23 protein-coding genes are annotated in these 24,136 nt (G+C 66.5%); 5 read left to right on the forward strand and 18 right to left on the reverse strand.

Translation table 11 applies throughout. From position 1 onward, the window contains the following. From CHINAEXTREME_RS13385 to CHINAEXTREME_RS13405, 5 genes are all read right to left on the reverse strand, one after another. The gene (locus CHINAEXTREME_RS13385; RefSeq protein WP_007141862.1) at nucleotides 1-588 is read right to left on the reverse strand and encodes an arsenate reductase (azurin) small subunit; all 588 of its coding nucleotides are present in this window, start codon (nucleotides 586-588) and stop codon (nucleotides 1-3) included. A 483-nt stretch (nucleotides 589-1,071) separates the two neighbouring features. After that, entirely contained in the window at nucleotides 1,072-1,440 is a 369-nt protein-coding gene (locus CHINAEXTREME_RS13390) for an ArsR/SmtB family transcription factor (RefSeq protein ID WP_007141863.1), read from the reverse strand. 180 nt (nucleotides 1,441-1,620) lie between these two features. Further along, nucleotides 1,621-2,373: a hypothetical protein gene (locus CHINAEXTREME_RS13395; RefSeq protein WP_007141864.1), complete on the reverse strand. Its 753-nt coding sequence runs from the start codon at nucleotides 2,371-2,373 to the stop codon at nucleotides 1,621-1,623. A 173-nt stretch (nucleotides 2,374-2,546) separates the two neighbouring features. Continuing rightward, the gene (locus tag CHINAEXTREME_RS13400) at nucleotides 2,547-3,140 is read right to left on the reverse strand and encodes a DJ-1/PfpI family protein (RefSeq protein ID WP_007141865.1); all 594 of its coding nucleotides are present in this window, start codon (nucleotides 3,138-3,140) and stop codon (nucleotides 2,547-2,549) included. Nucleotides 3,141-3,244: 104 nt separating this feature from the next. Beyond that, nucleotides 3,245-3,685, reverse strand: a complete 441-nt coding sequence (locus CHINAEXTREME_RS13405; protein ID WP_007141866.1) for a hypothetical protein — start codon at nucleotides 3,683-3,685, stop codon at nucleotides 3,245-3,247. Nucleotides 3,686-3,913: 228 nt separating this feature from the next. Between CHINAEXTREME_RS13405 and CHINAEXTREME_RS13410 the strand changes: the two genes are divergently transcribed. Continuing rightward, nucleotides 3,914-4,324 (forward strand): hypothetical protein, encoded by a 411-nt coding sequence (locus CHINAEXTREME_RS13410; RefSeq protein ID WP_029601659.1) that lies wholly within the window; start codon nucleotides 3,914-3,916, stop codon nucleotides 4,322-4,324. 51 nt (nucleotides 4,325-4,375) lie between these two features. Here the strand turns inward: CHINAEXTREME_RS13410 and CHINAEXTREME_RS13415 are convergent, their stop codons facing one another. From CHINAEXTREME_RS13415 to CHINAEXTREME_RS13445, 7 genes are all read right to left on the reverse strand, one after another. Next, nucleotides 4,376-5,179, reverse strand: a complete 804-nt coding sequence (locus tag CHINAEXTREME_RS13415) for a mechanosensitive ion channel family protein (RefSeq protein WP_029601660.1) — start codon at nucleotides 5,177-5,179, stop codon at nucleotides 4,376-4,378. Between the two features lie 432 nt (nucleotides 5,180-5,611). Then, nucleotides 5,612-6,769 (reverse strand): molecular chaperone DnaJ, encoded by a 1,158-nt coding sequence (dnaJ, locus tag CHINAEXTREME_RS13420; protein WP_007141869.1) that lies wholly within the window; start codon nucleotides 6,767-6,769, stop codon nucleotides 5,612-5,614. 202 nt (nucleotides 6,770-6,971) lie between these two features. After that, the gene (dnaK, locus tag CHINAEXTREME_RS13425) at nucleotides 6,972-8,939 is read right to left on the reverse strand and encodes a molecular chaperone DnaK (RefSeq protein WP_007141870.1); all 1,968 of its coding nucleotides are present in this window, start codon (nucleotides 8,937-8,939) and stop codon (nucleotides 6,972-6,974) included. Nucleotides 8,940-9,118: 179 nt separating this feature from the next. Further along, the gene (grpE, locus tag CHINAEXTREME_RS13430) at nucleotides 9,119-10,360 is read right to left on the reverse strand and encodes a nucleotide exchange factor GrpE (protein ID WP_007141871.1); all 1,242 of its coding nucleotides are present in this window, start codon (nucleotides 10,358-10,360) and stop codon (nucleotides 9,119-9,121) included. A 190-nt stretch (nucleotides 10,361-10,550) separates the two neighbouring features. Beyond that, nucleotides 10,551-10,889: a HalOD1 output domain-containing protein gene (locus tag CHINAEXTREME_RS13435; RefSeq protein WP_007141872.1), complete on the reverse strand. Its 339-nt coding sequence runs from the start codon at nucleotides 10,887-10,889 to the stop codon at nucleotides 10,551-10,553. A gap of 47 nt (nucleotides 10,890-10,936) precedes the next feature. Next, nucleotides 10,937-12,097: a helix-turn-helix domain-containing protein gene (locus CHINAEXTREME_RS13440; RefSeq protein ID WP_007141873.1), complete on the reverse strand. Its 1,161-nt coding sequence runs from the start codon at nucleotides 12,095-12,097 to the stop codon at nucleotides 10,937-10,939. Nucleotides 12,098-12,264: 167 nt separating this feature from the next. After that, complete coding sequence (locus CHINAEXTREME_RS13445) at nucleotides 12,265-13,239, reverse strand: acetamidase/formamidase family protein (protein WP_007141874.1); 975 nt, start codon at nucleotides 13,237-13,239, stop codon at nucleotides 12,265-12,267. Between the two features lie 144 nt (nucleotides 13,240-13,383). On the opposite strand from CHINAEXTREME_RS13445, the gene CHINAEXTREME_RS13450 reads away from it, so the two are divergent. Beyond that, the gene (locus CHINAEXTREME_RS13450; protein WP_007141875.1) at nucleotides 13,384-14,883 is read left to right on the forward strand and encodes a DEAD/DEAH box helicase family protein; all 1,500 of its coding nucleotides are present in this window, start codon (nucleotides 13,384-13,386) and stop codon (nucleotides 14,881-14,883) included. Nucleotides 14,884-14,992: 109 nt separating this feature from the next. On the opposite strand, the gene CHINAEXTREME_RS13455 is transcribed toward CHINAEXTREME_RS13450, so the two are convergent. Together CHINAEXTREME_RS13455 and CHINAEXTREME_RS13460 are read right to left on the reverse strand one after the other, a co-directional pair. After that, on the reverse strand, nucleotides 14,993-16,993 hold the full coding sequence (locus CHINAEXTREME_RS13455; protein ID WP_238593283.1) for an MASE3 domain-containing protein: 2,001 nt from the start codon (nucleotides 16,991-16,993) through the stop codon (nucleotides 14,993-14,995). 126 nt (nucleotides 16,994-17,119) lie between these two features. Continuing rightward, nucleotides 17,120-17,485 carry a sensory rhodopsin transducer gene (locus CHINAEXTREME_RS13460; protein WP_029601661.1) on the reverse strand — a complete coding sequence of 122 codons (366 nt, stop codon included), beginning with the start codon at nucleotides 17,483-17,485 and terminating at the stop codon, nucleotides 17,120-17,122. Nucleotides 17,486-17,614: 129 nt separating this feature from the next. Between CHINAEXTREME_RS13460 and CHINAEXTREME_RS13465 the strand changes: the two genes are divergently transcribed. Next, nucleotides 17,615-18,154 carry a CBS domain-containing protein gene (locus tag CHINAEXTREME_RS13465; protein WP_007141878.1) on the forward strand — a complete coding sequence of 180 codons (540 nt, stop codon included), beginning with the start codon at nucleotides 17,615-17,617 and terminating at the stop codon, nucleotides 18,152-18,154. A 37-nt stretch (nucleotides 18,155-18,191) separates the two neighbouring features. Here CHINAEXTREME_RS13465 and CHINAEXTREME_RS13470 read toward each other — a convergent pair whose 3' ends face one another. The 4 genes from CHINAEXTREME_RS13470 to CHINAEXTREME_RS13485 form a co-directional block, all read right to left on the reverse strand. After that, complete coding sequence (locus tag CHINAEXTREME_RS13470) at nucleotides 18,192-19,430, reverse strand: pyridoxal phosphate-dependent aminotransferase (RefSeq protein ID WP_007141879.1); 1,239 nt, start codon at nucleotides 19,428-19,430, stop codon at nucleotides 18,192-18,194. Further along, complete coding sequence (locus CHINAEXTREME_RS13475; protein ID WP_007141880.1) at nucleotides 19,427-19,912, reverse strand: Lrp/AsnC family transcriptional regulator; 486 nt, start codon at nucleotides 19,910-19,912, stop codon at nucleotides 19,427-19,429. The genes CHINAEXTREME_RS13470 and CHINAEXTREME_RS13475 overlap by 4 nt, the downstream gene beginning before the upstream one ends. 113 nt (nucleotides 19,913-20,025) lie before the next feature. Continuing rightward, complete coding sequence (locus tag CHINAEXTREME_RS13480) at nucleotides 20,026-21,420, reverse strand: hypothetical protein (protein ID WP_007141881.1); 1,395 nt, start codon at nucleotides 21,418-21,420, stop codon at nucleotides 20,026-20,028. Nucleotides 21,421-21,561: 141 nt separating this feature from the next. Continuing rightward, nucleotides 21,562-22,164 carry a hypothetical protein gene (locus CHINAEXTREME_RS13485; protein ID WP_007141882.1) on the reverse strand — a complete coding sequence of 201 codons (603 nt, stop codon included), beginning with the start codon at nucleotides 22,162-22,164 and terminating at the stop codon, nucleotides 21,562-21,564. A gap of 83 nt (nucleotides 22,165-22,247) precedes the next feature. On the opposite strand from CHINAEXTREME_RS13485, the gene CHINAEXTREME_RS13490 reads away from it, so the two are divergent. Both CHINAEXTREME_RS13490 and CHINAEXTREME_RS13495 read left to right on the forward strand, forming a co-directional pair. Beyond that, entirely contained in the window at nucleotides 22,248-22,811 is a 564-nt protein-coding gene (locus tag CHINAEXTREME_RS13490; RefSeq protein WP_007141883.1) for a thioredoxin family protein, read from the forward strand. A gap of 125 nt (nucleotides 22,812-22,936) precedes the next feature. Beyond that, nucleotides 22,937-24,097 (forward strand): mechanosensitive ion channel family protein, encoded by a 1,161-nt coding sequence (locus CHINAEXTREME_RS13495; protein WP_007141884.1) that lies wholly within the window; start codon nucleotides 22,937-22,939, stop codon nucleotides 24,095-24,097. Nucleotides 24,098-24,136 lie beyond the last annotated feature (39 nt).

A 24,136-nucleotide genomic window follows, 5' to 3' on the forward strand; every position in this document is an offset into this window, starting at 1 on the left:
TCAGTCCTCCGTTTCGGTCTCGATCGGATCACCGTCTCGCAGGTTGTGCCGAGAGCCGTAGACGAGTCCGTCGATCCCCGTCGCGTAGATGTCGCCGTCTTCGACCTCGAGTCGAACCTGCGGGAGATCCGTCGTCGCCGCACCGCTGACGACGAGTCCCCCTTTCGAGAGATCGAACGTGGTGTAATGACAGGGGCACGGACCGGCCATCTCCTGGTCCGGTTTCACCTGTCCTTCGACGCCACAGCCCATGTGCGTACAGAGGCTGTTGTACGCGACGATGCTGGCGTCCGGTCCGACGCCGCCCCACGCTTCCCCGTCGATCCGGGTAAGGAAGTTACTCGTCCCCTCGAGCGGATACGTGAACGTGTCGACGTCCCCTTCCGAGAGGTCGTCGACGGCGCCGACGCGAAGACGGGGATACCGCTCGAGTCGATCGGCGCGTCCGGTCGGTGAGTCCGCGGGCTGTTCTTGGTCGTCATCATCATCATCATTGCTGAAAAGCGCGCTACAACCGGCCAGTGCGCTCCCAGTCGTTGCGGTCGCCGTCGCGAGAAGCGATCGGCGACCGAGTGTTCGTTCAGTCATGTTCCGAGTGGTGTTGCGAACGGCTCGTCCCGGTCGAAAGTCGACCCGGTTCTCGGCACGAGTACGGTCCCCAGCCGCCGTCCGCCACGGTATTGTCGGTCCTCATTTTCGATCTCCTCCCCGCCGTACTGCCGCCCGTACGACGTAGTGCTATATTGCTATATGGTAATATTAATAATTGACCCTTATTTACTGGGTGTGACACTTAAGAGAGAACTGCTGCAGTGTTACGAGTACGACCGAAACTGTGCGAAGAACCACGACTGCTCTCGCGGAAGACGGTATCCGAGTGCGTGGTGAACGCTCCGACTACCGGCAGTCTCTGTCGAAAAGACGTTCGAGTCCGTCGTAGTCCCGCCAAAACGAGCGGTGAGTGGGGACGAACGCCTGCGCGCTCATCCGGTTTCCTGTCCGTCAGTTCCGGCGCAACCCGATCCGGGCGGCGGTTGTGCCCGGGAAATCGGCACAGGGATCCGTACCGTATCAGTCGGCGATCAGCGGCTCGCCGTCGAGGCCGTCTTCGACCAGTCCGACGAGACGCTCGCCCGTCGCGGTCGGTTCGTAGTATCGCCAGCGGCCGTCTTTCGTCCTCGTAACCAGCCCGGCCCTGTGGAGTCGGGTCAGCGCCTGACTGATACTGCTCTGTCCGACGTCGAAATACGGTTCCAGTTCGCAGCCACAGACGGGATCCGAAGCCTCGGTAAGGACCAGCAGGATCCGGTACCGCGTTTCGTTACCGAGCGTCGAGAACAGTTCGACTCGGTCGATGACCGATCGATTCAGCAATCGGTCGACGTCCTCCTCTCGGAGGGTGAACCCACATTCGTCTCGCTTCGCTTCTTCCACTCCCATTGTCGGCTAGTCGATCCGGACGCGCATAAAATTGGTACCTCTCGATCAAGAGACGTTCTCTATCCGAAATCAAATCTCGGAACAGCCGGCGGTATCGGGACGATGGACGCTTCGGGCGGGACTACCCGTCCGGCAGTCCGAGCGAAAAGCGACTCGATCCCGACTCCGCAGTCGATCCGATCACGGAACGGAGACGTCCGAAAGCGGGATCGCGTTCGGTTCGGGAACCCTCCCGCTCGAGACGGCGTACTCGCCGCGACCGTCCGTCCCCTCGTCGGCCGCCACGTCCGAATCGAGGACGATCACCCCCTCCGCGAGCAGCGGCGCGAGCACGCCCGCGACCACGACTCGGGGGTCGGAAACGGGCTCGCGGACGACCACACGGTCGCCGCGCTCGAGCCCGTGCTCCTCGACTACGGCCCGGGCCGTCTCGAGGGCTGGCGCGTGTGTGATCGTGCGGTTGCCGTCGGTCAGCAGGTCGGTGTCCGGATCGATCGACAGCGGCGGGAACGACGGGTTCTCGCTCCAGAGGCCGGCGTCGAAGTTGTGGACGTCGGGTTCCTCGGGTTTGTCGCCGTAGCCGACCCGTTGAGCGCCCCGCGGCAAGTCGTACCGCCCGCTCTCGAGGTCGTCCACCGGTGCGACGAGCGCCTGAAAGCGATCGTCGGCGGCGAGGTCCGTCGGCGGATCGAACCGGGTCCGGCCCTCGAGCAGTGTCGTTCCGAAGAACGCGAGCAGCGCCAGCGGGCCGTCGCCGACGACGCCGACGGTGACTCCCTCCCGGACGCCGGCGTGCCGGAGGAAGTTCCCCGCCTTCCAGGAGGAGGTACACAGCCAGTGGTAGTCGAACGGTTTCCCCGTGGCATCGACCAGGGCCGTGCGGTCGTCGCGGAGGTCTCGCGTGAGGAGGTCGTCGACGGTCGCGGCGGTCATACCCGTAGCTCGGTACCGATCCGAAAAAAGGACGCCGATCGGTCCGTCGCAGGGATCGTCAGCGCCCGTCGTATAGCGGGTTCGCCGCTCCCGGACGATTTACTGTCCGTCAGTTCCGGCGCAACCGCCGCCCGGGTCGCGGTTGTGCCGGGACATCGGGACAGCACTCCGTATCAGTCGTCGGCCGCGGCGGGCTCGGCGTGGTCGACGTCCGTCCCCATGCAGTCGAGGAACTCGGCGAGCCACTCGGGGTGGTCCGGCCAGGCCTGTCCCGTCACGAGGTTGCCGTCACGGGTCACGCTGTCCTCCCAGTCGGCCCCGGCGGTCTTCACCTCCGACTCGAGCGCCGGGTACGCGGTACAGGTTCGGCCCTCGAGCACGTCTGCGGCCGCAAGAATCTGGAGGCCGTGACACAGCGCCGCCACGGGTTTGTCCGCCTCGAAGAAGTGCTGGACGATCTCGAGGACTTCGTCGTAGGTCCGGAGGTACTCGGGCGCGCGCCCGCCGGGTACGACCAGCGCGTCGTACTCGCTCGGGTCGACGGCGTCGAAGTCGTGGTTCAGTTCGAAGTTGTGTCCTGGCTTCTCGGTGTAGGTCTGGTCGCCCTCGAAGTCGTGGACTGCCGTCGGGCAGGCGTCGCCGGCTTCCTTCTCGGGACAGACCGCGTGTACCTCGAAGCCGACCATCTGGAGCGCCTGGAACGGGACCATGACCTCGTAGTCCTCGACGAAGTCACCGGCCAGCAGCAGTACTGTCGTTTGTGTCATCGAATCACCAACTAGGGGTTGGACGGGGAGGAACATGAACCTAGTTCTCGTGTACCAGACCGATTCCCGGGCGGTCGACGGTCAGCGACGACCGCCCGGGGGCGTCAATCCTCCAGAACGCGCTCCTCGGGCGACGGCGCACCCGGATGGACCCCGTAACTCGCCATCACGGAGAGCGTGGTGATCGCTATCGCACAGAGGGCTGCCGTCCCGGCGATCGCCTCGAGCGCGAGGAGGACCGCGGGATCGGCGAACGCTTCGCCGACTGCCGCGGCACCCTCGTTCGCGGGGGCTGTCGCGAGGCCGTAGGGGAGGAAAGAAACGAACGCGACCGCCCACCACCGTCGCGCGGCGGCCCACAGTGCGTCGACCGGCCGGTCGCCGACGGCACGGGTCGCCCCGAAGACGCCGACGGTGACGAGCGCGAGCGCCAGCAGGGTCCGGACCGACGGGGTAAATCCCTCGGTACTCGCGACCCCGGCGGCGACGAGCGGGACGGAGACGGCCGTCAAGAGCCTCGAGCGATCGAGTTCCGTGACTCGCATGAGGCGTCCGTTTCGCCCCTCGGTACATAGGTCTCTTGACTTGGGACCCGTCGGACCCGGAGACAGTCAGGGCCACTGACTGGCGCGGCGTACAACAAAGGACGTATTACCCGCGCCGCGAAGTCGATCCTGAGCACGAATGGCGCAGCGACAGACCGACGCCGCCGACGGGAGCGCCACCGATCGCCTCGGCGACCGGTCGTACCGGCCCGCAGCCGAGGGGAACAGATGAACTGGCTACGAACGATCTGGAGGCGTCGCGTGACGGGTCGACCGGATCAGTACCAGGCCTACGTCTCGTTCCCCGGGGGGACGGACGGGCCGTCCGTCGGCGCGGTCCACGACCGGATCGAGGACCTGGAGTACCTCTTCGAGGGCCGACTCGACGTCGTGCCCCAACTGCGCGGGATCGCCGTCGACACCGACCGCGTCCCGGCCGCCCACTTCGACGCGGACGCCTTCGACGCGATCCTCGACCGGATCGAGGACGCGTACGCCGACTCCCACCGCCTCGCGCGACTCGAGAAGTGGCGATCGATCGACGGACGGGTCGTTCGATCCTCCGTGGTCGTACCGGTCCGTCCGCTGTTTCGGACGGGCGGGGAGAAGTCCGAATCCGACGCGTCGCCGGCGGAGTGACGGGACGAGCGGGTTCGTCACCGGCCAGCGGTCGCGTCAGGTCGGACCGACTCAGTCGTCCTCGGCGCCCGAACCGGGACCGGGACCGGGTTCGCGGTCGGGTCCGGGGGACTCGCTCGTACTCTGCCGTCCGCCGGTTCCGGTTCCGCTCTCGCCGGACCCAGCAATACTCGCGCGACCCATCCAGCGGTCGATGTTCTCGGCGACGTAGTCCTTGCCGCCCCACCCGAAGGCGACGCCGGCACCGATCGCGACGGCGGCCGCCAGGCCCCAGGCCAGCGCCCGCGCGAAGACGTACAGGATGCCCACGTCGATCCCCATCGTGTCGAGGCCGATGACGATCGCCGTGAAGTAGAGGAACATCCGTGCGCCGTCCGCGAACCAACTGGTGTAGGCCGTCTCCGTCGCCGCCCGGGTCCGCTCGATCACGTCGCCGATGAAGTCGGCCAGTATGAACCCGAGGACGATGACGAGCAGGCCCGCGATGAGGGCAGGCAGGTAAGCGACGGCGGTCGAGATCCACTCGGAGAGCGTCGGGATCGCGAGAGCATTCGCGGCCGCGAGGACGGCGAGGCCGTAGACCAGCCACTTTCCGAGTTTTCCGAACGCTTTCGAGATGGCCCGTTCCGTGCCGCCAAGTATCCGCCCGAGCGGCGTCTCGAGGACCATCCGGTCGAGTTCGATGCCGTCGGCGATCCCGCGGACGAGTCGCGCGACGAGTCGGCCGACGATCCAGCCGACGAAGAGGATGACCAGCGCTCCGACGATCCGGGGCAGGAACGTGAGCAGTTCCGCAACCGGCTCCTGCAACCATTCGGGGACCTGTACCTGTTGTGCGGGTTGAATTCGTACCATACGACCGGTACTATCTCCAGCCCACGGTTCACTATTTTGCATGAGAGATAATGTGGTGAAAGAAAACGTCGAGCACGATCGACGACATAATCTGGAAATCGCCTGTTACGACGAATGTTCAGGCCAGCACACTCTGGAGGACGTAAACGGATGCCGGATTTCAGGTTGCGAACCGGCAGTATCTACTCGACGACTGACCCGGTGACCGAGCGCGGGTAACACCGAATTGGGTCGGCCCGTTGCCGGTCGGCCGGTAGCCCACGCTCGAGGGGAGTCAGCCCAGAGATCACCGATTCGACCCGAAATACCACCGTGCGGATCATATCACCGAGGGTAGACGTGGGGGCGGAAGGGAGCGAGAAGCGACCACCGGATCCGGTATGAATGGGCGGCCAGCGGCAGCAAGCGACCGTCTCGCGGTCGCTAAACGCCTCAGAACGCTCGCTTGATCTTCTCGAAGAATCCCTCGTTGACCTCGATCTCGTCGCCGCCAGCCTCGGCGAAGGCCTCGAGTGCCTCGCGCTGTTCCTCGTTCAGGCTCTCGGGGGTGACGACCTGGACCTGCACGTAGAGGTCGCCCTGGCCACGCCCGCGCAGGCGGGGCATCCCCTTGCCCTCGAGGCGGAACGTCTCGCCGCTCTGGGTGCCCGCGGGGATCTCGAACTCGGCCGCGCCGTCGAGCGTCGGGACCTCGACCGTGTCGCCGAACGTCGCCTGCGGGAACGAGATGGGAAGGCGGTAGCGCAGGTCGTCGCCCTCGCGTTCGAACTCCTCGTGTTCGCGGATCGAGACGTCGATCAGCAGGTCGCCTTTCGGACCGCCGTCGGGGCTGGGCGCGCCCTCGCGTTCCATCCGCAGGGTCTGGCCGTCCTGAATGCCGGCCGGCACCTCCACCGTCAGGGTCGTCTCGTTGCGGACGTACCCTTCGCCGCGACACTCGCTGCAGGTCTCGGAGTAGATCGTCCCCTCACCTTCACAGCGGCGACAGGTGGTCGTCTGCTGGACCCGGCCGAGCGGCGTCTGCTGGACCTGGCGCTTCTGGCCGCGACCCTGACACTCCGGACAGGTTCGGGAGTCGGCGTCCGGGGGATGGCCCTCGCCGTTACACGCGTCACAGGCCTCGGGACGCTCGATCGTGAACTGCTTCTCGACGCCCTCGAAGGCTTCCTCCAGGTCGATCTCGAGTTCCGTTCGGAGGTCCTGGCCCTTGCGCTGGCGGCGTCGGCCGCGGCCCGCGCCGCCGCCGAAGACCTGCTCGAAGATATCGCCGAGGCCGCCGCCCATGCCGCCACCGCCCATGCCGCCGAAGGGGTCGCCGCCCATGCCACCTGCGCCGCCTTCGCCGGCGTCGAAGCCGTGTTTCTCGGCCTGTTCGTAGCGATCGTGGCCCATCCGGTCGTAGGCCTTGCGCTTCTCCTCGTCGGTCAGGACCTTCTTGGCCTTCTGTATCTTCTTGAACTTCTCCTCGGCGTCGGGATCGTCGCTGACGTCCGGGTGGTATTCCGTGGCCTTCTCCCGGTAGGCCTTCTTGATCTCCTCGGTGGAGGCGTCGGGGCTCACACCGAGCACGTCGTAGAAATCCTCGCTCATTCGTTGTCCACCGATAGTCGGTTGAGCCACTTCAAACGAACGAAGGCTGTGAACGGGACGCGAGTGGCGAGCGACGGCACACTCGAGAGGGGGATCGGGGACCGCTCGAGTCCGACCGGACTACGGTGACGCGTTTCGCGTTCGTGCAGTTAGCGACGACGGCGATCCGAACGGCGAACGGGATCGCCGTCGCGGGCGTCGGTTACTCCTCGTCGTCCTCGTCGAAGTCGACGTCCTCGAAGTCGGCGTCGACGTACTCCTCGTCGTCCTCGGCACCGGCGGCGCCGGCGCCTGCACCGGCACCGGCACCGGCACCCGGACCGGGGTTCGGGCCGCCGCCCATACCGCCCATGCCGCCGGGGCCGGCACCCGCAGCGCCGCCCGCGGCACCGCCAGCAGCGCCGCCGGCGCCCGCTGCGCCCTCGGCCTGCTGGTAGACCTGCTTGCCGATCTCCTGGAGTTCCTGGCTCAGTTCCTCGGTCGCCGTCTCGATCTCCTCGGCGTCGGCCTCGTCGTCGTCGATCGTCTCCTCGAGGTCTTCGATGGCCGCCTCGATCGTCTCGCGAAGGTCGTCGTCGACCTGCTCGTCGTTCTCCTCCAAGAGTTTCTCGGCGCGCTGGATCGTCGCCTCGGCCGTGTTGCGGGCCTCGATGCGCTCGCGGCGCTTCTGGTCCTCCTCGGCGTGCTCTTCGGCCTCCTGCTGCAGGCGCTCGATCTCGTCGTCCGAGAGGCCGGCACCGCCCTCGATGGTGATCTCCTCGCTCTCGCCGGAGCCTTTGTCCTCGGCGGAGACGTTGACGATCCCGTTCTCGTCGATCGAGAACGTGACCTCGATCTGGGGCGTCCCGGCGGGCGCCGGCGGGATGCCGGTCAGGTGGAACTCGCCGAGCAGTTCGTTCTCCTCGGCGATCTCGCGTTCACCCTGGAAGACCCGGACCTGGACGGTGGTCTGGTTGTCCGCCGCAGTGGTGAAGATCTTGGATTCCTCGGTCGGGATCGTCGTGTTCTTCTCGATCAGACGCTCGAAGAGTCCGCCCTTGACCTCGATACCGAGCGAGAGCGGGGTGACGTCGAGCAGGACGATGTCGTCGACCTCGCCGCCGAGGACGCCGCCCTGGATCGCCGCGCCCAGCGCGACGGCCTCGTCGGGGTTGACGTTCTTCTGGGGCTGCTGCCCGGTGAGTTCCTCGACCTTCTCCTCGACCTGAGGCATCCGGGTCGAACCGCCGACGAGCAGCACCTCGTCGATGTCGCTCTTCTCGTAGCCTGCGTCCTCGAGGGCCTGTTCGGTCGGTTCGACGGTCCGCTCGATGAGGTCCTCGGTCAGTGACTCGAACTTCGCGCGGGTGAGCGACTTCTCGAGGTGGATGGGGCCGTCGTCCGTCGCGGTGATGAACGGCAGGTTGATCTCGGTCTCCTTGCGCGAGGAGAGTTCGATCTTGGCCTCCTCGGCGGCGTCTTTCAGCCGCTGGAGGGCCTGGCGGTCCTCGCGGAGGTCGATCCCGTGTTCGTCCTCGAACTCCTCGGCGAGCCAGTCGATGATCGCCTGGTCCCAGTCGTCGCCGCCGAGGTCGTTGTCACCGTTCGTGGCGACGACCTCGTAGACGCCGCCGCCGAGATCGAGGATGGAGACGTCGAAGGTGCCACCCCCGAGGTCGTAGACGAGCACGGTCTGGTCGGACTCGTCGTCGAGCCCGTAGGCCATCGACGCGGCGGTGGGCTCGTTGACGATGCGCTCGACCTCGAAGCCGGCGATCTCGCCGGCGTCCTTGGTCGCCTGGCGCTGGCGGTCCGAGAAGTAGGCGGGGACCGTGATGACGGCCTTCTCGACCTCGTCGCCGAGGTACTCCTCGGCGTCGCGTTTGATCTTCTGGAGGATCATCGCCGAGATCTCTTCGGGCGTGTACTCCTCACCCTCGATCTCGACGGTGTAGTCGTCCTCCCCCATGTGGCGCTTGATCGACTGGATCGTGCGCTCGGGGTTCTGGACGGCCTGGTTCTTCGCCGGCTTCCCGACGAGTCGTTCGTCGTCCTCGGTGAAGGCGACGACGGAAGGGGTCGTTCGTTCGCCTTCCGCGTTGGCGATGATCTCCGGATCGCCGCCTTCCATCACCGCGAACGCGCTGTTCGTCGTCCCGAGGTCGATACCGAGAATCTTGTTGCTCGCCATTATGGAGTGGATTGTGCGCACTTTGGTTTAAACGTTACTAGCTCGAGTCAGGTCGCGAATAAAAGCGCAGCGGGCGGTACGATCGGGGTCGAACGTGAGGTCGGAACGAATCGAGTCGCTTCGAGATGGGTTGCTCGATCGAACCCAAACGCGCTCCGACCGGATAAGAAGAAACAGCCTTACTCGTCAGCCTCGGCGTCCCCAGCGACCTCGCCGCCGAGTTCGATCGCTTCGTCGTCCTCGTCCTCGCCGTCGTTTTCGTCGCCAGCGTCGTCCGACTCCGCCTCTCCCTCACTGTCGTCGGAGCCATCGGGGGTCCCGTCCGCGTCCTCGCCGCTGTCGGCTTCGTCGGCGGCAGACTGGGCCTCCGCGTTCGCGTCCGCGTTCTCATCCGCGTCCTCGTCGGCTTCGGCCTCCGCACCGTCTTCGTCCTCCGCTTGTTCTCCGTTCGAAACGGTCACCTGCGCGTGCTGGATGACCTTGTCGCCCATCTCGTAGCCCGGCGTGTAGACGTCGGCGACCGTCCCCTCGGGCCGGTCGCTGTCGACTTTCATCATCACTTCGTGACGCTGCGGGTCGACCTCGTCGCCCGGTTCGGGGTCGACCTCCGTGACGTTCTCGTCCTCGAGGATGCGGTCGAACTCCCGGAGGGTCATCTCGACGCCGTCGCGCAGGCTCTCGGCGTCGCCGCTCTCCTCCTCGAGGGCGCGCTTGAGGTTGTCCCGGACGTCGACGAGCCGTTCGACCAGGTCCTCGGTCGCGCGGTCTTTGATCTGCTGTTGGCGCTTCTTGGCCCGCTTCTTGTAATTCTGGAAGTCGGCCTGCTTGCGCTTGAGGCGACTCTTCAGGTCCTCGATCTCCTCCTCGTACTCCTCGAGTTGCTCGTCGCGCTCCTCGATCGCCCGCTCGCGGGCCTCGAGTTCCTCCTGGAGGGTCCCGATCGTCTCGGCCTGGGACTCGACGCGCTCGGAGAGGTCCTCGAGTTCCTCGCGCTGGTGGGAAACGGTGCCAGAGAGGTCCCGCGCCTGGTCGACGATCGAGTTGACCTTGTGGGCGAGTTCGTCGTCGTACTCGGTGACGCGGTCGAGGATCCGCTGGACGTCGGCGCTGGTTTCCGGGACGTGGTCGTCCTCGGGTCCGGGTTCGGATTCGGATTCGGAGTCCGAATCGGAGTCGAAGTCGGACTCCACCTCCGCCTCGGCTGACTCCGACGCCGGGGCCGACTCGTCGCTCGCGTCTTCCGTTTCGTCGCCCGCGCCGTCGTCGGTCGTCGATTCCCCGTCTGCGGTGTCGGGTTCGGTTTCGGGCTCCGTTTCGGTTCCGGCAGTCGACCGTTCGTCGACAGTCGTCTCGCCGTCGTCGGATTCCTCCTCTGACGGGACACCCTGGGCCGAATGGTTCGTGCCCTCGTCTTCGCTCATGTTCGGGTCAACGAACAGCGGTAATAAAAGGGTTGAGGTCACCGCTCGTGCGGGGCGACTCACTGCGAGCAGTATCCGAGCAGTATCAGTTCCCGTAACACGTTTGCCGGCCGCCGAACCGGCTCGAAAGCCCAAACCCCCGATCGAAGCCGTGGGTCCGCGAGTACTCCCGCCGGTTCGAAAACGGCGGCTACCGACCGGGAACTTCGACCACGACGTCGCCGCGAGCCGAGACCGTGACGGGACAGTCCAGGTAGGAAAACGTCACCTCGAGCCGGGAATCCCGGTCCCGGGGTGGCGAACGTACGAGCGTTTCCAGGGCTTCGGTGTCGACGCTCTCGAACAGCGGCGGCATCTCGAGGGGATCGCGGTCGACGACGGTCGCGACGGTTTCGACGACGGCAACGACGACCGAATCGTCGCTCGCGTCGAATCGGTCGTGGACGACCTCGGTGACGTCGTTCCCTGCGGGGCTGTGGTCGGACGACTGGGTTGGGTTGGAATCGGATCGAGTCAGGTTATCACTCATTAGCGGTCCCTACGCCTGACGTCGCCGTAAGGCTGGACGCTGACTAGTCAGCGTGCCGTCTCGCCCGACTTTTCGTACAGTTGTCGGAAGACGCTCCGCTGGGCCTTGCGGAGGTGCTGGTTGAACGTCTGTCTGGTCACGCCGAACCGCTCCGAGAGTTCGTCGCCGGTACTGGTCCGGGGGGTATCGAAGTAGCCGCTGAAGTACGCGGCCTCGAGGGCGGCGAACTGCCGGTCGGTGAGTTCGTCGACGACGACGTCGTACAGCAGATGCGGCGAGTAGACGAGGTCCTCGGAGACCAGTTCGACCTCGGGGTGGAACGTTCGGATTCCCTCGGCGGCCAGCCGGTGATCGACGTCACCCGGCAGGTTCCCCAGAAAGCGGACCTCGTCGTGAGCGATGGCGATGGCGAGGGGGTGGCCGCCGAGTTCCTGAAACACCTCCGATACCGTCGCGGACTCGGCGCGGGCCTCGACCCGGCTGTAGCCGTCGGCCGTGCTGAGCAGGCGAACGTCGACGTAGTGTGGCACCTCCTCGACGGCGGTGACGAACGCGCCCGCGGAGAGGTCCGCCGTCCCCATGTACTGGACGGTCGCCCCGTCGGGCATCGAGACGACCGATTCGACCTCGATCCGCCACTCGCCACGGTCGACCCGCAGGGAGGGCGGCACCGCCGAGCGGTCCGTCCGGAACTCGACCCGGCGCACGTGGTCGCTCGTCAATCGCTCCTCGCGGCGTTTCAGCGCGGTCACGTCCTCGAACGAGACGACGACGTACTCGACGACGCCCTCGTTCGTCACCGGCGCGGAGTTCGACGTCAGCCACCGTTCCGACCCGTCCGGCCGCTCGAGCCAGTGCTCGAACCCGAAGACGGGTTCGCCGGTCTCGATGACGTGAGTCACCGGATGCTCCGCCCTGGAGATGGGCGCGCCGTCGTCGTCGTAGATATCCCAGTCCGTTTCTCCGTACCGTCGGCTGGTGATCTCCGCGCGGGAGAGGCCGAGCGTCTCGACGGCTCGAGCGTTCGCGAAGACGATACAGCCGTCCGAGTCGACGATCACCGTGCTGATGGGCCCGACGTCGAACGCACGGCGCGCGAGGTCGTCGGGGAGGGTCCGCGCGTCGTCGCAGTCGGACCCGGCCTCGCCGCTCACGGTCTCCGATCCGAAATCGGTCGCTGCTGCGTCGGGGTCGGTCTCGTCAGTCATGGCCCGGTTCCGGTTCCCATTTCTCTTCCCCTCCGGCTCCGGGTCCGTGACAGCGATTCACCCGAAAAACGAGCGCTGGATGTCGACTCATGCCGCCCGTACGCGGCCGACGAATAAGTGTGTTCTACCAACGACGATCACCCGAGCGGCCCCTCCTCGAGTCGGCATCAGTCGGGGAAGACGCTCTCGGGGAGGTACGCGGAGACGGTCGCGGTCGGCTCGTTGACGAGCTGGTTGATCTTCAGATCGACGACGGTCGAACACAGCAGGTAGGCCTGCTCACGGGAGAGTCCCCGCTCCGCCCGGAGGTGGTCGATCATCCCACGGACGGCGTCTCTCGCCGCCTCGCGGACGTCGTCGCCGAGTCCGGTCGTCCCCACCATCCGCTCGTCGCGGCCGGTCGGCGTGAACGGCCCGTCGGTCTCGAATCGTGGGCGATCGATCTCGAGGTCAGACCGGACGGTGAGCCGGCACGTAACCGACATCGGCGCTTCGATCCCCGAGACGCAGACCTCCCCGTCGCCCTGTGCGGCGTGGCAGTCGCCGATACTGAACAGCGCACCCTCGACCTCGATCGGAAGGGACAGCGTCGACCCGGCCCCGAGGTGTTTGACGTCGAGGTTGCCGCCGACGGCCCGTGGCGGGTTCGTATCGTGTTCGCCGTCCGCGGCGGGGGCAACGCCGACGATACCGGGGAACGGAGCCAGCGGCACCTCGATCCCGTCGACGAAGCGGGCGACGCCGTCCGCGAGGTCCCAGACGTGGATCGCCGGCTCCGGGAACTCCTCGGGGAGCAACCCCATCCCCGACTCGCCCGGGAGGACGAGGGTGTATCCCCAGCCGCGGTGCTCGAGGCCGAGCACCTCCACCTGGAGAACGTCCCCGGGTTCGGCCCCTTCGACGGCGACCGGCCCCGTCAGCGCGTGTACCTGGTCGACGTCCAGCGCGGCCAGGTCCCCGACCGTCGCGTCCGGACCGAGTTGGCCGTTCGTCGCGTCCCGGCACTCGATCTCGAGGACGTCGCCGGACGCGACTGTCAGCACGGGCTCGAGACCGTTGTTCCAGGCGCCGTGAACGGCGCCGTCGGTTGCGTCTACTCGATGGTCGACGGCGGGGGTGTCGACCGCGGAATCGCTCGCCATCGACGTCCTCCAGGGCACGGACGAGTATAAAGTTCTCTGGGGGCGCCACGGCTCGCGCCGCCAGCCACGGATTCCGGGCCGGCTCTCGGTCCCGGCCCCGATCGATCCAGACAGTATTTGACCATCGATCCCCCAGTTGGAGCCGTGACGCGGTCCGCCACGCCCGAGTCGCCGATCGAACTCCGGTACGAGGACGGGACGGTCCGGATCGACGGCCTCGAGGAGGCCACGGCCCGCCGATTGCGGGAACGGCAACCGGAACTCGAACTCGAGGACGATCCCCGAACGGGCGGCCATCGCGTGCCCGCCCTGCGGTACGCCACGCTCCGTCGCGCGCTGGCGGCGGCGTTCGATTCGGCCGCGATCGACGATCGGACCCTCTCACTGCCGTCCGTTCCCGACCTGGACTCGACGTACGAACTCCGCGAGTACCAGCACGAGGCGCTCGCCGACTGGCTCGAGACGGACCGCTGGACGGGGGCCGGAGGCGACTTCGTCTCCGACGCTCCGCAGCGCGCACCCGCCGGCGTGCTCGAACTCCCCACCGGCAGCGGAAAGACCGTCATCGCGCTGGCCGCGATCGAACGGCTCGACGTCCCGACGCTCGTCGTCGTCCCGACGATCGACCTCCAGGAGCAGTGGCTCGACGAACTCGAGGCGGAGTTCGGGGCCTCGGCCTCGAGCGCGGGCCTCGGGGGATCGGACGGCGTGGCGATCGGCCGGTTCGGCGGCGGCGAGCAACGCCGCGAGCCGATTACCGTCTCCACCTACGACTCCGCCTACCGCAAGGCCGACGCCGTCGGCGACCGGTTCGGCCTCGTCGTCTTCGACGAGGTCCACCACCTCGGCGGCGAGGGCTACCGCGAGATCGCCCGCCTGCTGGCCGCCCCTGCGCGACTCGGCCTGACCGCGACCTTCGAACGACCCGACGGAGCCCACGAGGTCGTCGAGCGGATCGTCGGCCCGCTGGTCCACCGGATCGACGCGGACGAACTGGCCGGCGACCACCTCGCTTCCTACGACGTCAAGCGCCTCGAGGTGTCGCTGACACCCGAGGAGCGCGAGGAGTACGAGCGCAACCAGGAGACGTTCACCGACTACCTCGCGCGTTCGAACATTCAAATGCGAAGCGGCTCCGACTACCAGGAACTCGTCAAACGCTCCGGCTCCGATCCCGCCGCGCGGGAGGCGCTGCTCGCCCGCCAGCGCGCCCGCGAGATCGCCCGCGGCAGTCGGGCGAAGATCGACGCGCTCGAGTCGATCCTCGATCGCCACCGCGACGCCCGGACGATCGTCTTCACGGCGCACAACGACCTCGCGTACGACGTCAGCGAGCGGTTCCTGATCCCGACGATCACCCACCGGACCGCCACCCCGGAACGGCGGGAGATCTTAGAGCGGTTCCGCGAGGGGACCTACAGCCGGATCGCGACCTCGAACGTCCTCGACGAGGGGGTCGACGTCCCCGACGCCTCGGTCGCGGTCGTGCTCTCGGGTAGCGGCAGCGAACGGGAGTTCACCCAGCGGCTCGGCCGGATCCTGCGCCCGAAAGCGGACGGACGGCGGGCGCTGCTGTACGAGGTCGTCACCGAAAACACGTCCGAAGAGCGCGTCTCACGCCGCCGACGGAGCGGTTCGTCGTAGAGACCGCACTCGAGGATCGCCCCGTCGTATCCAAACCGATGGGCGAACCGTCGCGATGGACTTCCCGGCGTGGGCGTGGACGGTCCGCTGTTCGACCCGATTAGGCTGGTCATCTGGGCGGGCTCACTACGTGCTTCTTCTCGGCCGACGCCCGTGGGAGAGCGAGAGTGACAACGCTACCGCGGGGATCGGCGTCGTCGAAATGGAGCACCCCGCCGGATTTCGCGACGATCTGGTCGACTAGCCACAGCCCCATGCCGCTGCTGTGGAGGAGCGCGCTGATGTCCGCGTCTTCCGAGATTACCCGCTGTTCCGCGGCGGGGATTCCCGGTCCGTCGTCTTCGACACGGACCTCGACCCGCCCGTCGACGGACCACACAGCGATCGTGACCGCCGGGTGCTCTCGATCGGAGTGGACGATCGCGTTCTCGACGACCTCCGTGAGGGCCTGCTCGATTTCGGGGAGTGTACGCACTTGCACGTCCTCGAACTCCTCGACGGCGATCGCTGCCTCGGGGTGTCGACGCTGCAACTCCTCGGAGACCGATTCGATCACCTCCGCCAGGGAAAGCGGCCGCCTGTTCGAGGGCTCGAGGAGGAGTTCGACGATTTCCCGTTGCTTCTCGGCGTGCTCGAGGACTCGGTTGCCCTCGTCGACGATCACTGATGCTCGCTGGGCGACGTCGTCGGAGGCGTCCTCCGCGATCGTCTCCGCGTTCCCTATGATCACGCTCATCTCGTTGCGGATGTTGTGCCGGAGTACGCGACCCAGGACCTGCAACTGCGTGACGCTCCGTTGCAGGTCGTTCTCCAGTTCCGCTTCGTAGGCTTTCTGCTCAGTGATATCGTCGTTAACTGCAACGAAGTGCTGGATCTCCTCGTCGTCATCCACGATCGGCGCGGCCGTCTGGGAGATGACGAACCGCTCGCCGTTCTTGCGTTCGTTGATGATTTCGCCTTCCCAGACCTCGCCGTTCTGGATGGTCCCCCAGAACTCCTCGTAGAATCGATCGTCGTGTTCGCCAGAGCTGAGAATGTGGGGGTTGCGCCCGGTCGCCTCCGCCGCCGAGTAGCCCGTCATCTCTTCCCACGACTGGTTCACGTACTGGATCGTCCCCTCGGCGTCGGTGATCATAATCGCGTGGCCGGAGTAGTCGGCCGCCCTCTTGAACTTGCGAGTTTCCGCTTCTCGCCGGGCAATCTCCCGGTAGAGCGTCTTCTGGGGGTCCCGAATTCCTGTCTTCACTACGGCGAGGTAGACCAGGTAAAACGAGCCCATCTTGAAGAAGTGGCCGACGGCGTTCGAGATCCCGTACACGTCGACGTAGAACGTGAAGGCGAGTTCCGCCCCCATCGTCAGCACGATCGACGCGGCAAGCAGTTGGTACACCCGCGTCGCGAACCGTTCCCGGAAGCCGTACAGCAGGGCAAGAGTGATCGCGAGAAGTCCGACGATGCCGTACTCGCTGCTGATCTTGAACGAGGTGAGGCCGCTCCCCTCCACGTACGTCGTCGGAAAGACATCGAACACGAAGACGGTGCTCAGACCGATCCCGACGACGAGCGCGTAGGCCGCGGCGAGGAACGATAGCGTCCGCTCGTCCCACTGGACGTCCACGGAGGTTCGCCGGGCAGCCACAAACCCGAGGAGCGCCGCGCCCAGCAACGACCAGGCTTCGACGTACCGTCCGAAGATCCAGAGCTGCGTCGGAAGATCCGCGCCCGCCTCCGGAAACACTCCCATGCCTTTGTACGCGAGCGTATGAAGAAGATCGACTCCACCGATAAACAGGTAACTGACGCCCATGACGGCGATGAATGGGCTCTCGATGTCCTCGATCGCATGCCAGGAGAGGATGAACACGGAGAAGGCGACGAGGATGCTGAAAACTTCCACGAGACCGTGAAAGAGCAGGTAGTTCCGGAATTGGACCACGTAGAGTGCGCTCACGCCACCGATCAAGACCAGGGCGGACGTCATCGATACCGTCGGACGATCTGGCCCGATCACCACGTTTTCACATCCGCTGTTATTATCGGATCGATGAAAAAATCTTCCGGCTCGAGCGGTGGGAAGTTCACCGATCCACAGGTGGGAAACGGTACTCACGGCCTCTCTCGGGACGAGAGGTTGCTAGATATACCCATGTAGACGCTCAAACGGTCGGCCGTTCTGCGACGGTTCGTACAGGGCGACGGCGGACGAGGACGACCCTGTGACTGACAGGGACGAGACTCACTCTCCGTACGCGACCGTCGAGAGCAACGCGTTCTCGGCCTGTCGCGAGTCCAACCGCGTATGTTGGCAGACCACGGGGATGTCCGACTCGATCACGCTCGCGAACGGCTCGCCTTTCGGGACGGGCTCAGGGTCCTCGAACTCGTTGAACCGAAAGTGTCTGGTCCGGTTCGCGGGGACCTCCGTCTCGTAAGGCCCGATCGGGTCGCTGCCGGTGAAGTAGACCGTTATCTCGAGCGTCGCGTCCTCGTCCGTGGTGTTGAGAACACAGAGAGACTCGTGGCTAATTAGCTCCGGTTCGGGGCCGGTACTTTCCCGTGGGATGTAGCCCTCCGGGATCGCCCACGTGTGCTTGCCAGTCATCGGAATCATCGTATCGTCCACGACCGCGTGGATAACCTGCTGGCTTGTACGCTCAGGTGGTCCCGCGGTCGCTTCCCGATACTGGGACCGACCCCAAGTGTTTTTGATAACCCGTGGTTATTGTACCGTATGGAACTCCCGACCCCGGCGGACCTCCGCCAACGGCGTACCGAACTCGGGCTGACCCAGAGCGAACTCGCCGAAAAAGCCGAGGTCTCCCAGCCGCTGATCGCCCGTATCGAGGGCGGCGACGTCGACCCGCGGCTCTCGACGCTCCGGCGGATCGTCAACGCCCTCGAGAAGGCCGAAAGCGACGTCATCCGCGCGGAAGACCTGATGAACGAGGCGGTCGTCAGCGTCTCGCCGGACGACTCCGTGGGCGAGGCCGCCCGCAAGATGGAGGAGGAGGCCTACTCCCAGCTCGCGGTGATCCAGGACGGGATCCCCGTCGGCTCGATCAGCCAGAGCGACCTCGTTCACCTCGACTCGGAGGCACGCGACGAGCCCGTCGAGGAACACATGAGCGAGAGCTTCCCGACGGTCTCGAAGGACGCCACGCTCGACGAGATCAGCAACCTGCTCGAGCACTACAAGGCCGTGATGATCACCGAAGCCGGCGAGACGGTCGGGATCATTACCGAGGCCGACATCGCCGCGCGGCTGTCCTGATCGGACGATTCGGCCGCGCTCGTCCTCGAGCCCGGCGTCAGCCTTCGGAGCCCTCGGCGTGCTCGTCGACGAACGCCTCGATCCGACTCAGCGCCTCGCGTAAATCGGCCAGCCCCGTCGCGTACGAGACGCGGAGGTGGCCCTCCCCGCCGGTCCCGAAGACGTCACCCGGGACGACGGCGACGCCCTGCTCGCGGAGCAGTTCCTCGGCGAACTCCTCGCTCGTCCAGCCCTCGGGGACCTCGGGGAAACAGTAGAACGCCCCCTTGGCCTCGAAGACGTCCATGCCGATCTCGCGGAACCGCGAGAGGACGAACTGCCGCCGTCGGTCGTACTGATCGACCATGTTCCGGACCTCGTCCCCGCAGGAGTCGAGCGCCTCGAGGGCGGCGTGCTGGGCCGTCGTCGGCGCCGACAACATCGCATACTGGTGGATCTTGTTCATCGCGCCCACCGCGTCCGCGGGGGCAAGCGCGTATCCCAGCCGGAGTCCGGTCATCGCGTGGGCCTTCGAGAAGCCGTTGAAGACGACCGTCCGCTCGCGCATCCCCTCGAGTGTTGCGATAGAGGTGTGCTCCCCGTCGCCGTCGTAGGTCAACTCGGCGTAGATCTCGTCGGAGAGGACCAGCAGGTCGTGCTCGCGGGCGAACTCGGCGATCGGCTCGAGGTCCGTCTCGCGCATGATCGCCCCCGTCGGATTGTTCGGGTAACAGAGCACGAGCAGGTCGGCCTCGTCCGCACCGGCCGCCTCGAGGGCGTCGACGGTGAGCCGGAAGTCGTCCTCGCGGTAGGTCGGGACGGGCAGCACCTCGCCGCCGGCGAAGATCACGCCGGGTTCGTAGGAGATGTACGACGGCTGGGCGACGGCGACGGTGTCGCTGGGATCGACGAACGCCCGGAAAGCGAGGTCGACGGCCTCGCTCGCGCCGGCGGTGACGATGATCTCCTCGCCCGGATCGTACTCCAGGTCGAACCGGTCGTCGGCGTAGTCGGCGATCGCCTCCCGGAGTTCGCGCATCCCCCGATTGGCCGTGTAGGAGGTCTTGCCCTGCTCGAGGGAGGTGATCGCCGCGTCCCGGGCCGCCCAGGGGGCCGCGAAGTCGGGCTCGCCGACCCCGAGCGAGATGACCTCGTCGCGCTCCTCGGCGATTTCGAAGAACCGCCGGATGCCCGAGGGCGGCACCGCCTGCACGCGTTCCGAGGGTTCGAAGTCGAATTCGGGGTCGGACTCGGGCCCGGACTCGGACTCGAAACCGGCGTCGGACTCGCGGGTCATGGCGAGAACGAGAGTCGATCGTCCTCCTCGCCGTCGCCGAGTTCGATCCCTTGCTCCTTGTAGGAAGTCATCACGTAGTGGGTGACCGTCTGGGTGATCTCTGGGACCGGCGCGACCTTCTCGCTGATGAACTGCGACACCTCCCGGATGGAGTCGCCCTCGATCTCCATGTCGAAGTCGTAGTCGCCGCTGACAAGCCGAAGCGCCGTCACTTCGGGGAACCGGACGAGGCGCTGGGCGATGTCGTCGTATCCCGTCTCGCGGTCGAGTTCGACGTTGAGTTCGACCTCGGCGCGGACGGTCTCTTCCTCGAGGGCGTCCCAGTCGACGACCGCCCGATAGCCGCGGATTACGCCTGCGGCCTCGAGTTCTTCGATCGCTGCTTCGACCTCGCTCTCCTCGAGGTCGGTCATTCGCGCGATGTCCTCCGCGGAGTACCGCGCGTTCTCTCGAAGCAACTCGAGCACCTCGCGTTCGCTCATACCACCTCGAAGCGTGAGCGCGACCAAAAGTATTGTTCTCGGTCAAAGAATTGTCGCTTCCGCACGGACGCGATCGAGCGGGCTGGGAGTCGCATCCGTGTCCCGGGCCGGAATCAGCCGGTTGCGGATCTGGACCTGGACCTGGACCTGGACTTGGCCGCATCGTACCACGCGGGTGGCTCGACGACGGTCTCGCCGACGTCCTCGTACCGGAACGCGATCCGGACGTCCGCCCCTGTCGGGTAGTGGTGGTAGGTGACCTCGAGTTCGAGGACGACCCCGGTCTGGGCGACGAACGCGGTGGCCCGGTAGCCGTCGGTCGTGTTCGCGAGCGGGGCCGGCGGTTCCGTCGCGTTCACGCGGTACCCGACGATCCCGTCGGCCAGCGCGGTCGTCACGTCGGCGTCCGGGTCGATCAAGTGCGTTTCGACGAGGTCGGCCCCGATCCGTGCGCTGTGTCTCGTCGGGTTCGCGTCCGCTGCGAGCGGACGGCGTTCGTACGAGCGACCACCGTCGTCTTCGACGACGACGTACTCGTACTCGCCGTCGCCGTACCGTTCCGCGGCGGTCTCCCGGTCGTCGCCCCCGAAGTCCGGCCCTGCCTCGAACCGGTAAGCGTCGTCCTCGATCCGGACGCGGAACTCCCCGGGCGGCGTCCCCGCCGGGGTCGCTTCTCGAGGCCCGTCGACCGTGACCTGCAGCGTCAGAGCGTCGATCCCCTCGAGCGCCTCGAGGTGCTCGGCGGCGACGCGGTCGGGATCGTCCACGCCGGTGAGGAAGATCCCCGGCGGCGGCCCCTGGGTGCTTCCGGGGGTCCCCTCGAGTCCCGCTTCCTCCTCGGCCGTCAGTGCCGCCGGACCGTCGCCGTCGGCCGTCGACTCCGCGGCGTCCGATCGCGGATCGGAACCCCGCTCCGCGTCGGATCGGTCCGGGTTCGTTCCCGTCGGTTCGGCGTCCGAGGCGCGGTCGACGGTCGGGTCGCCGAGCGCGCCAGGACCCAACCAGACCCCTGCGACGGCGATTCCCAGCACCACGCAGACGACCGCCAGCGCCGCGATCGGGTGTTTCCGGTCGGCGAGCGATCGTCGCCGGGTCGGATCGGCCCCGTCGAGTCCGGGATCGCCGTTCTTCGCTTCGATATCCGCGGCCGATCCGCCGCGGTCCCGGCCCCGCGAGTCGGTCGTCGCCGACCCGTCGTCGTCGGTACCCCGAGTCACGCCCTCGAGACTCGTATCGAAGTACTCGCGGAACAGCCGCTCCCCCTCCTCGCGATCGATCGCGTAGAGCAATCGGTCCCGTAGGCTCCCGGGATCGACGGCGTCGTCCGCCGGGGGGACCTCGACCCTCAGCCGGCGAGTTCGGCCGTCCCGGACGGCGACGACGACGTCACCCTCTACCGTCGTTTCCCAGCCGCAGGCGTCCCAGAGGGCCGCGACGAACGCCCGCCGTTCGTCCCGCTCGAGGGCCTCGTACAGCGCGGCGAATCGCTCCCTCGAGGGGACGACCATGTGGCTCCGTTCGAACCGACGGCACAAAAAGCCGGATTTCGGCGGGTTTGACGGTCCAAGTAGCTGATATATCGGCCGAGGGGAGAGAGACGACGGCTGCGGTCGGCGTCCTCGAGGGATTCCGGGACTCGAGCACTGCGGTTATCGGTAGTTCTTGAACAGCAGCGCCCGCACGTCGTCTTTCGTCTGGACCTCTTCGGTCGATCCGTCGGGGAGTTCGACGCTGTAGCGGTAGTCCGAGGACGAGGATTCCTCCCACTTGTCGTCGTGGGTCTCGAGGAGGCTCATCATCTCGTCGAGCATGTCGTCGTCGTCGGCTTCGCCGTCTCCGTCTCCGTCACCGTTCGTGCCGGCACCGGCATCGTCGTCGGTCGCGTCCTCGGCGTCGGCATCGTCCGTCTCCTCACTCCCGTCCTCGAGTTCCTCCTCTATGGCCCCGTCGTCTCCGTCCCCGGAAGAGTCGTCCGCACCGTCCTCGACCGGGTCCCCGTCGTAGGTGAGTTCGTTCGGATCCGGCTGGCCGTCGATCGCCGCGTCGACGGAGTCCGCGACGTCGTCGGTCGCCGAGGCGTCGAACTTGGCGTCCAGTTCGACGTCTACCTCGTCGCCGAGGTTGTCGATCAGGAACTGGATCGCGTCCTGTTCGCGGACGAACCCGTACCTGCCGACGACGTCCTCGGAGATCTCCGCGCGGAGTCGCTGGATGAACGCGTACTGTTCGTCGGTGACCTCGAGCGTTTGCATACTCCATCGATGTTGCGGGGGGTACAAATATGTGGGTCGTCCCCACCGGCGGTCTTAAGATCCGCGCGGAACGACACTCACGTATGGTCCAACGGGAGTCAAACACCGACCTCGAGGCCGGCGACCCCGCCCCGGCGTTCGAACTCGAGGGGGTCGACGGCGAGACGTACACGCTCAAGTCGTTCGCGGACGACGAGGCGCTGCTGGTGGTGTTTACCTGCAACCACTGTCCGTACGCACAGGCGAAGTTCGACCTCCTGAACGAACTCGCGGCCGAGTACGACGACGTCTCGGTCGTCGGGATCAACCCCAACGACGCCGAGGAGTACCCGGAGGATTCCCTCGAGACGATGCGCGAGTACGTCGCGGACGGCCGGATCCAGTACGACGCGTACCTCCGGGACGAGAGCCAGGAGGTCGCCGAAGCCTACGGCGCGGAATGCACACCCGATCCGTTCCTCTTCGAACGGGCCGACGGCGAGTTCCGACTCGTCTACCAGGGTCGACTCGACGACGCCCTGAATCCCGACGACGAGGCGACGCGGTATCACATCCGCGAGGCCATCGACGCGGTCCTCGCCGGCGAGGGGGTCGACCTCGAGTGGCGACCCTCCAGGGGCTGTTCGATCAAGTGGCGCGACGAGTAGGGCCCGCGTCGTCGGCCGTCGACCGCTGGCGTTCGACGGGGACGAACCCGCCAGCGACTCCGGGCGGAGGTTGAAACTGCCGGGTCTGCATACAAACGGGGAGGACCGCTATCCCTTCGTCCGAAATGGCCGGTCGTCACTTTCGTCTTCACGTCTTGCAGTCTTCGCTCCGTCCCGAGCCGGTTCCGCGCATCCAGGACGCGTATCTCGGTTCCCTCCAGAGCCAACTGCTCGCGACGGTAGCCATCGTTGCCCTCGCGGCCGGTATGGTCCTCGGAATCTCGCGACTACGGCCCACCGTCGAGCGGCGGTTTGGCTCACAGAAGGGGGAAATCGTGTCGATCCTCGCGCTCGCGACGGTCATCGGCGCGACCGTGTACGCGCTCAGCGTCGTCTGGCGCGTGACGTTCGTGCTCTGGATCACGTTCCGGACGATGACGTTCGGTCGGTGGGTCGCGGCCCAGCAACTCGTCACCTTCGCGCTTATCGCAACGGCGTATCTCGCCATCAGGGCCGTCAACAGGTCGATCGACAAGGCAGCCGAGACGAAAGCGATCACGAAACACCAGAGCGAGGTCGCCCACCACGTCGCCGATGTGGCCATCGTCTCGTTCGTCAGCGTGGTGATCCTCACGCTGTGGGGGATCGACCTGACGAACGTCTTCATCGGCGCCGGCGCGCTTACGGCCCTCGTCGCGCTTACCGCCCGTGAGACCCTCGCCGCGATGCTGGCCGGGTTCATCCTGCTTTTTTCGCGGCCGTTCCGCGTCGGCGACTGGATCGAGGTCAACGAGACCGACGGGATCGTCACCGACGTCACTATCTTCACGACCAAGATCCAGACGTTCGACGACACCCACGTTCTCGTCCCGAACGACGAGGTGACCGACAGCCAACTCGTCAACTACTCGCGCAACGACCAGCTCCGGATCGACCTCGAGGTCGGCGTCGATTACGACGCGGACCTCGAGCACGCGCGCTCGGTGGCCGTCGAGGCCGTCGGCGGGGTCGAACAGATCAAGGATACGCCGGCACCGCAGGCGGTCGCCAGGCGGTTCGGCGACTCCGCGATCCTCCTCGAGGTCCACCTCTGGATCGGCGACCCGACGAAACGCCGGGAACACGACGCCCGGACCGCGGCGCTCGAGTCGATCCACGCGGCGTTCGACCGCGAGGGGATCGACATTCCGTTCCCCCAGCGGATCCACGCGGCTCGGAACGACTCCCTCCGGGTTGCGACTTCCGGTACCGAGAACGACCGTCCCGCGTCGACGCTGGGGGAGTGACTACTGAAGGATGAAGGGTGATGATGGATGACACCGACG

It is taken from the genome of Halobiforma lacisalsi AJ5, assembly GCF_000226975.2.
GTDB classification, from domain to species: Archaea; Halobacteriota; Halobacteria; order Halobacteriales; family Natrialbaceae; genus Natronobacterium; species Natronobacterium lacisalsi.

Bases quoted from the DNA above. Each gene is read 5' to 3' on its own strand.
- CHINAEXTREME_RS13385 (WP_007141862.1), bottom strand. From the start codon at position 588: ATGACTGAACGAACACTCGGTCGCCGATCGCTTCTCGCGACGGCGACC.
- CHINAEXTREME_RS13390 (WP_007141863.1), bottom strand. From the start codon at position 1,440: ATGGGAGTGGAAGAAGCGAAGCGAGACGAATGTGGGTTCACCCTCCGA.
- CHINAEXTREME_RS13395 (WP_007141864.1), bottom strand. From the start codon at position 2,373: ATGACCGCCGCGACCGTCGACGACCTCCTCACGCGAGACCTCCGCGAC.
- CHINAEXTREME_RS13400 (WP_007141865.1), bottom strand. From the start codon at position 3,140: ATGACACAAACGACAGTACTGCTGCTGGCCGGTGACTTCGTCGAGGAC.
- CHINAEXTREME_RS13405 (WP_007141866.1), bottom strand. From the start codon at position 3,685: ATGCGAGTCACGGAACTCGATCGCTCGAGGCTCTTGACGGCCGTCTCC.
- CHINAEXTREME_RS13410 (WP_029601659.1), top strand. From the start codon at position 3,914: ATGAACTGGCTACGAACGATCTGGAGGCGTCGCGTGACGGGTCGACCG.
- CHINAEXTREME_RS13415 (WP_029601660.1), bottom strand. From the start codon at position 5,179: ATGGTACGAATTCAACCCGCACAACAGGTACAGGTCCCCGAATGGTTG.
- dnaJ (WP_007141869.1), bottom strand. From the start codon at position 6,769: ATGAGCGAGGATTTCTACGACGTGCTCGGTGTGAGCCCCGACGCCTCC.
- dnaK (WP_007141870.1), bottom strand. From the start codon at position 8,939: ATGGCGAGCAACAAGATTCTCGGTATCGACCTCGGGACGACGAACAGC.
- grpE (WP_007141871.1), bottom strand. From the start codon at position 10,360: ATGAGCGAAGACGAGGGCACGAACCATTCGGCCCAGGGTGTCCCGTCA.
- CHINAEXTREME_RS13435 (WP_007141872.1), bottom strand. From the start codon at position 10,889: ATGAGTGATAACCTGACTCGATCCGATTCCAACCCAACCCAGTCGTCC.
- CHINAEXTREME_RS13440 (WP_007141873.1), bottom strand. From the start codon at position 12,097: ATGACTGACGAGACCGACCCCGACGCAGCAGCGACCGATTTCGGATCG.
- CHINAEXTREME_RS13445 (WP_007141874.1), bottom strand. From the start codon at position 13,239: ATGGCGAGCGATTCCGCGGTCGACACCCCCGCCGTCGACCATCGAGTA.
- CHINAEXTREME_RS13460 (WP_029601661.1), bottom strand. From the start codon at position 17,485: ATGACTGGCAAGCACACGTGGGCGATCCCGGAGGGCTACATCCCACGG.
- CHINAEXTREME_RS13465 (WP_007141878.1), top strand. From the start codon at position 17,615: ATGGAACTCCCGACCCCGGCGGACCTCCGCCAACGGCGTACCGAACTC.
- CHINAEXTREME_RS13470 (WP_007141879.1), bottom strand. From the start codon at position 19,430: ATGACCCGCGAGTCCGACGCCGGTTTCGAGTCCGAGTCCGGGCCCGAG.
- CHINAEXTREME_RS13475 (WP_007141880.1), bottom strand. From the start codon at position 19,912: ATGAGCGAACGCGAGGTGCTCGAGTTGCTTCGAGAGAACGCGCGGTAC.
- CHINAEXTREME_RS13480 (WP_007141881.1), bottom strand. From the start codon at position 21,420: ATGGTCGTCCCCTCGAGGGAGCGATTCGCCGCGCTGTACGAGGCCCTC.
- CHINAEXTREME_RS13485 (WP_007141882.1), bottom strand. From the start codon at position 22,164: ATGCAAACGCTCGAGGTCACCGACGAACAGTACGCGTTCATCCAGCGA.
- CHINAEXTREME_RS13490 (WP_007141883.1), top strand. From the start codon at position 22,248: ATGGTCCAACGGGAGTCAAACACCGACCTCGAGGCCGGCGACCCCGCC.
- CHINAEXTREME_RS13495 (WP_007141884.1), top strand. From the start codon at position 22,937: ATGGCCGGTCGTCACTTTCGTCTTCACGTCTTGCAGTCTTCGCTCCGT.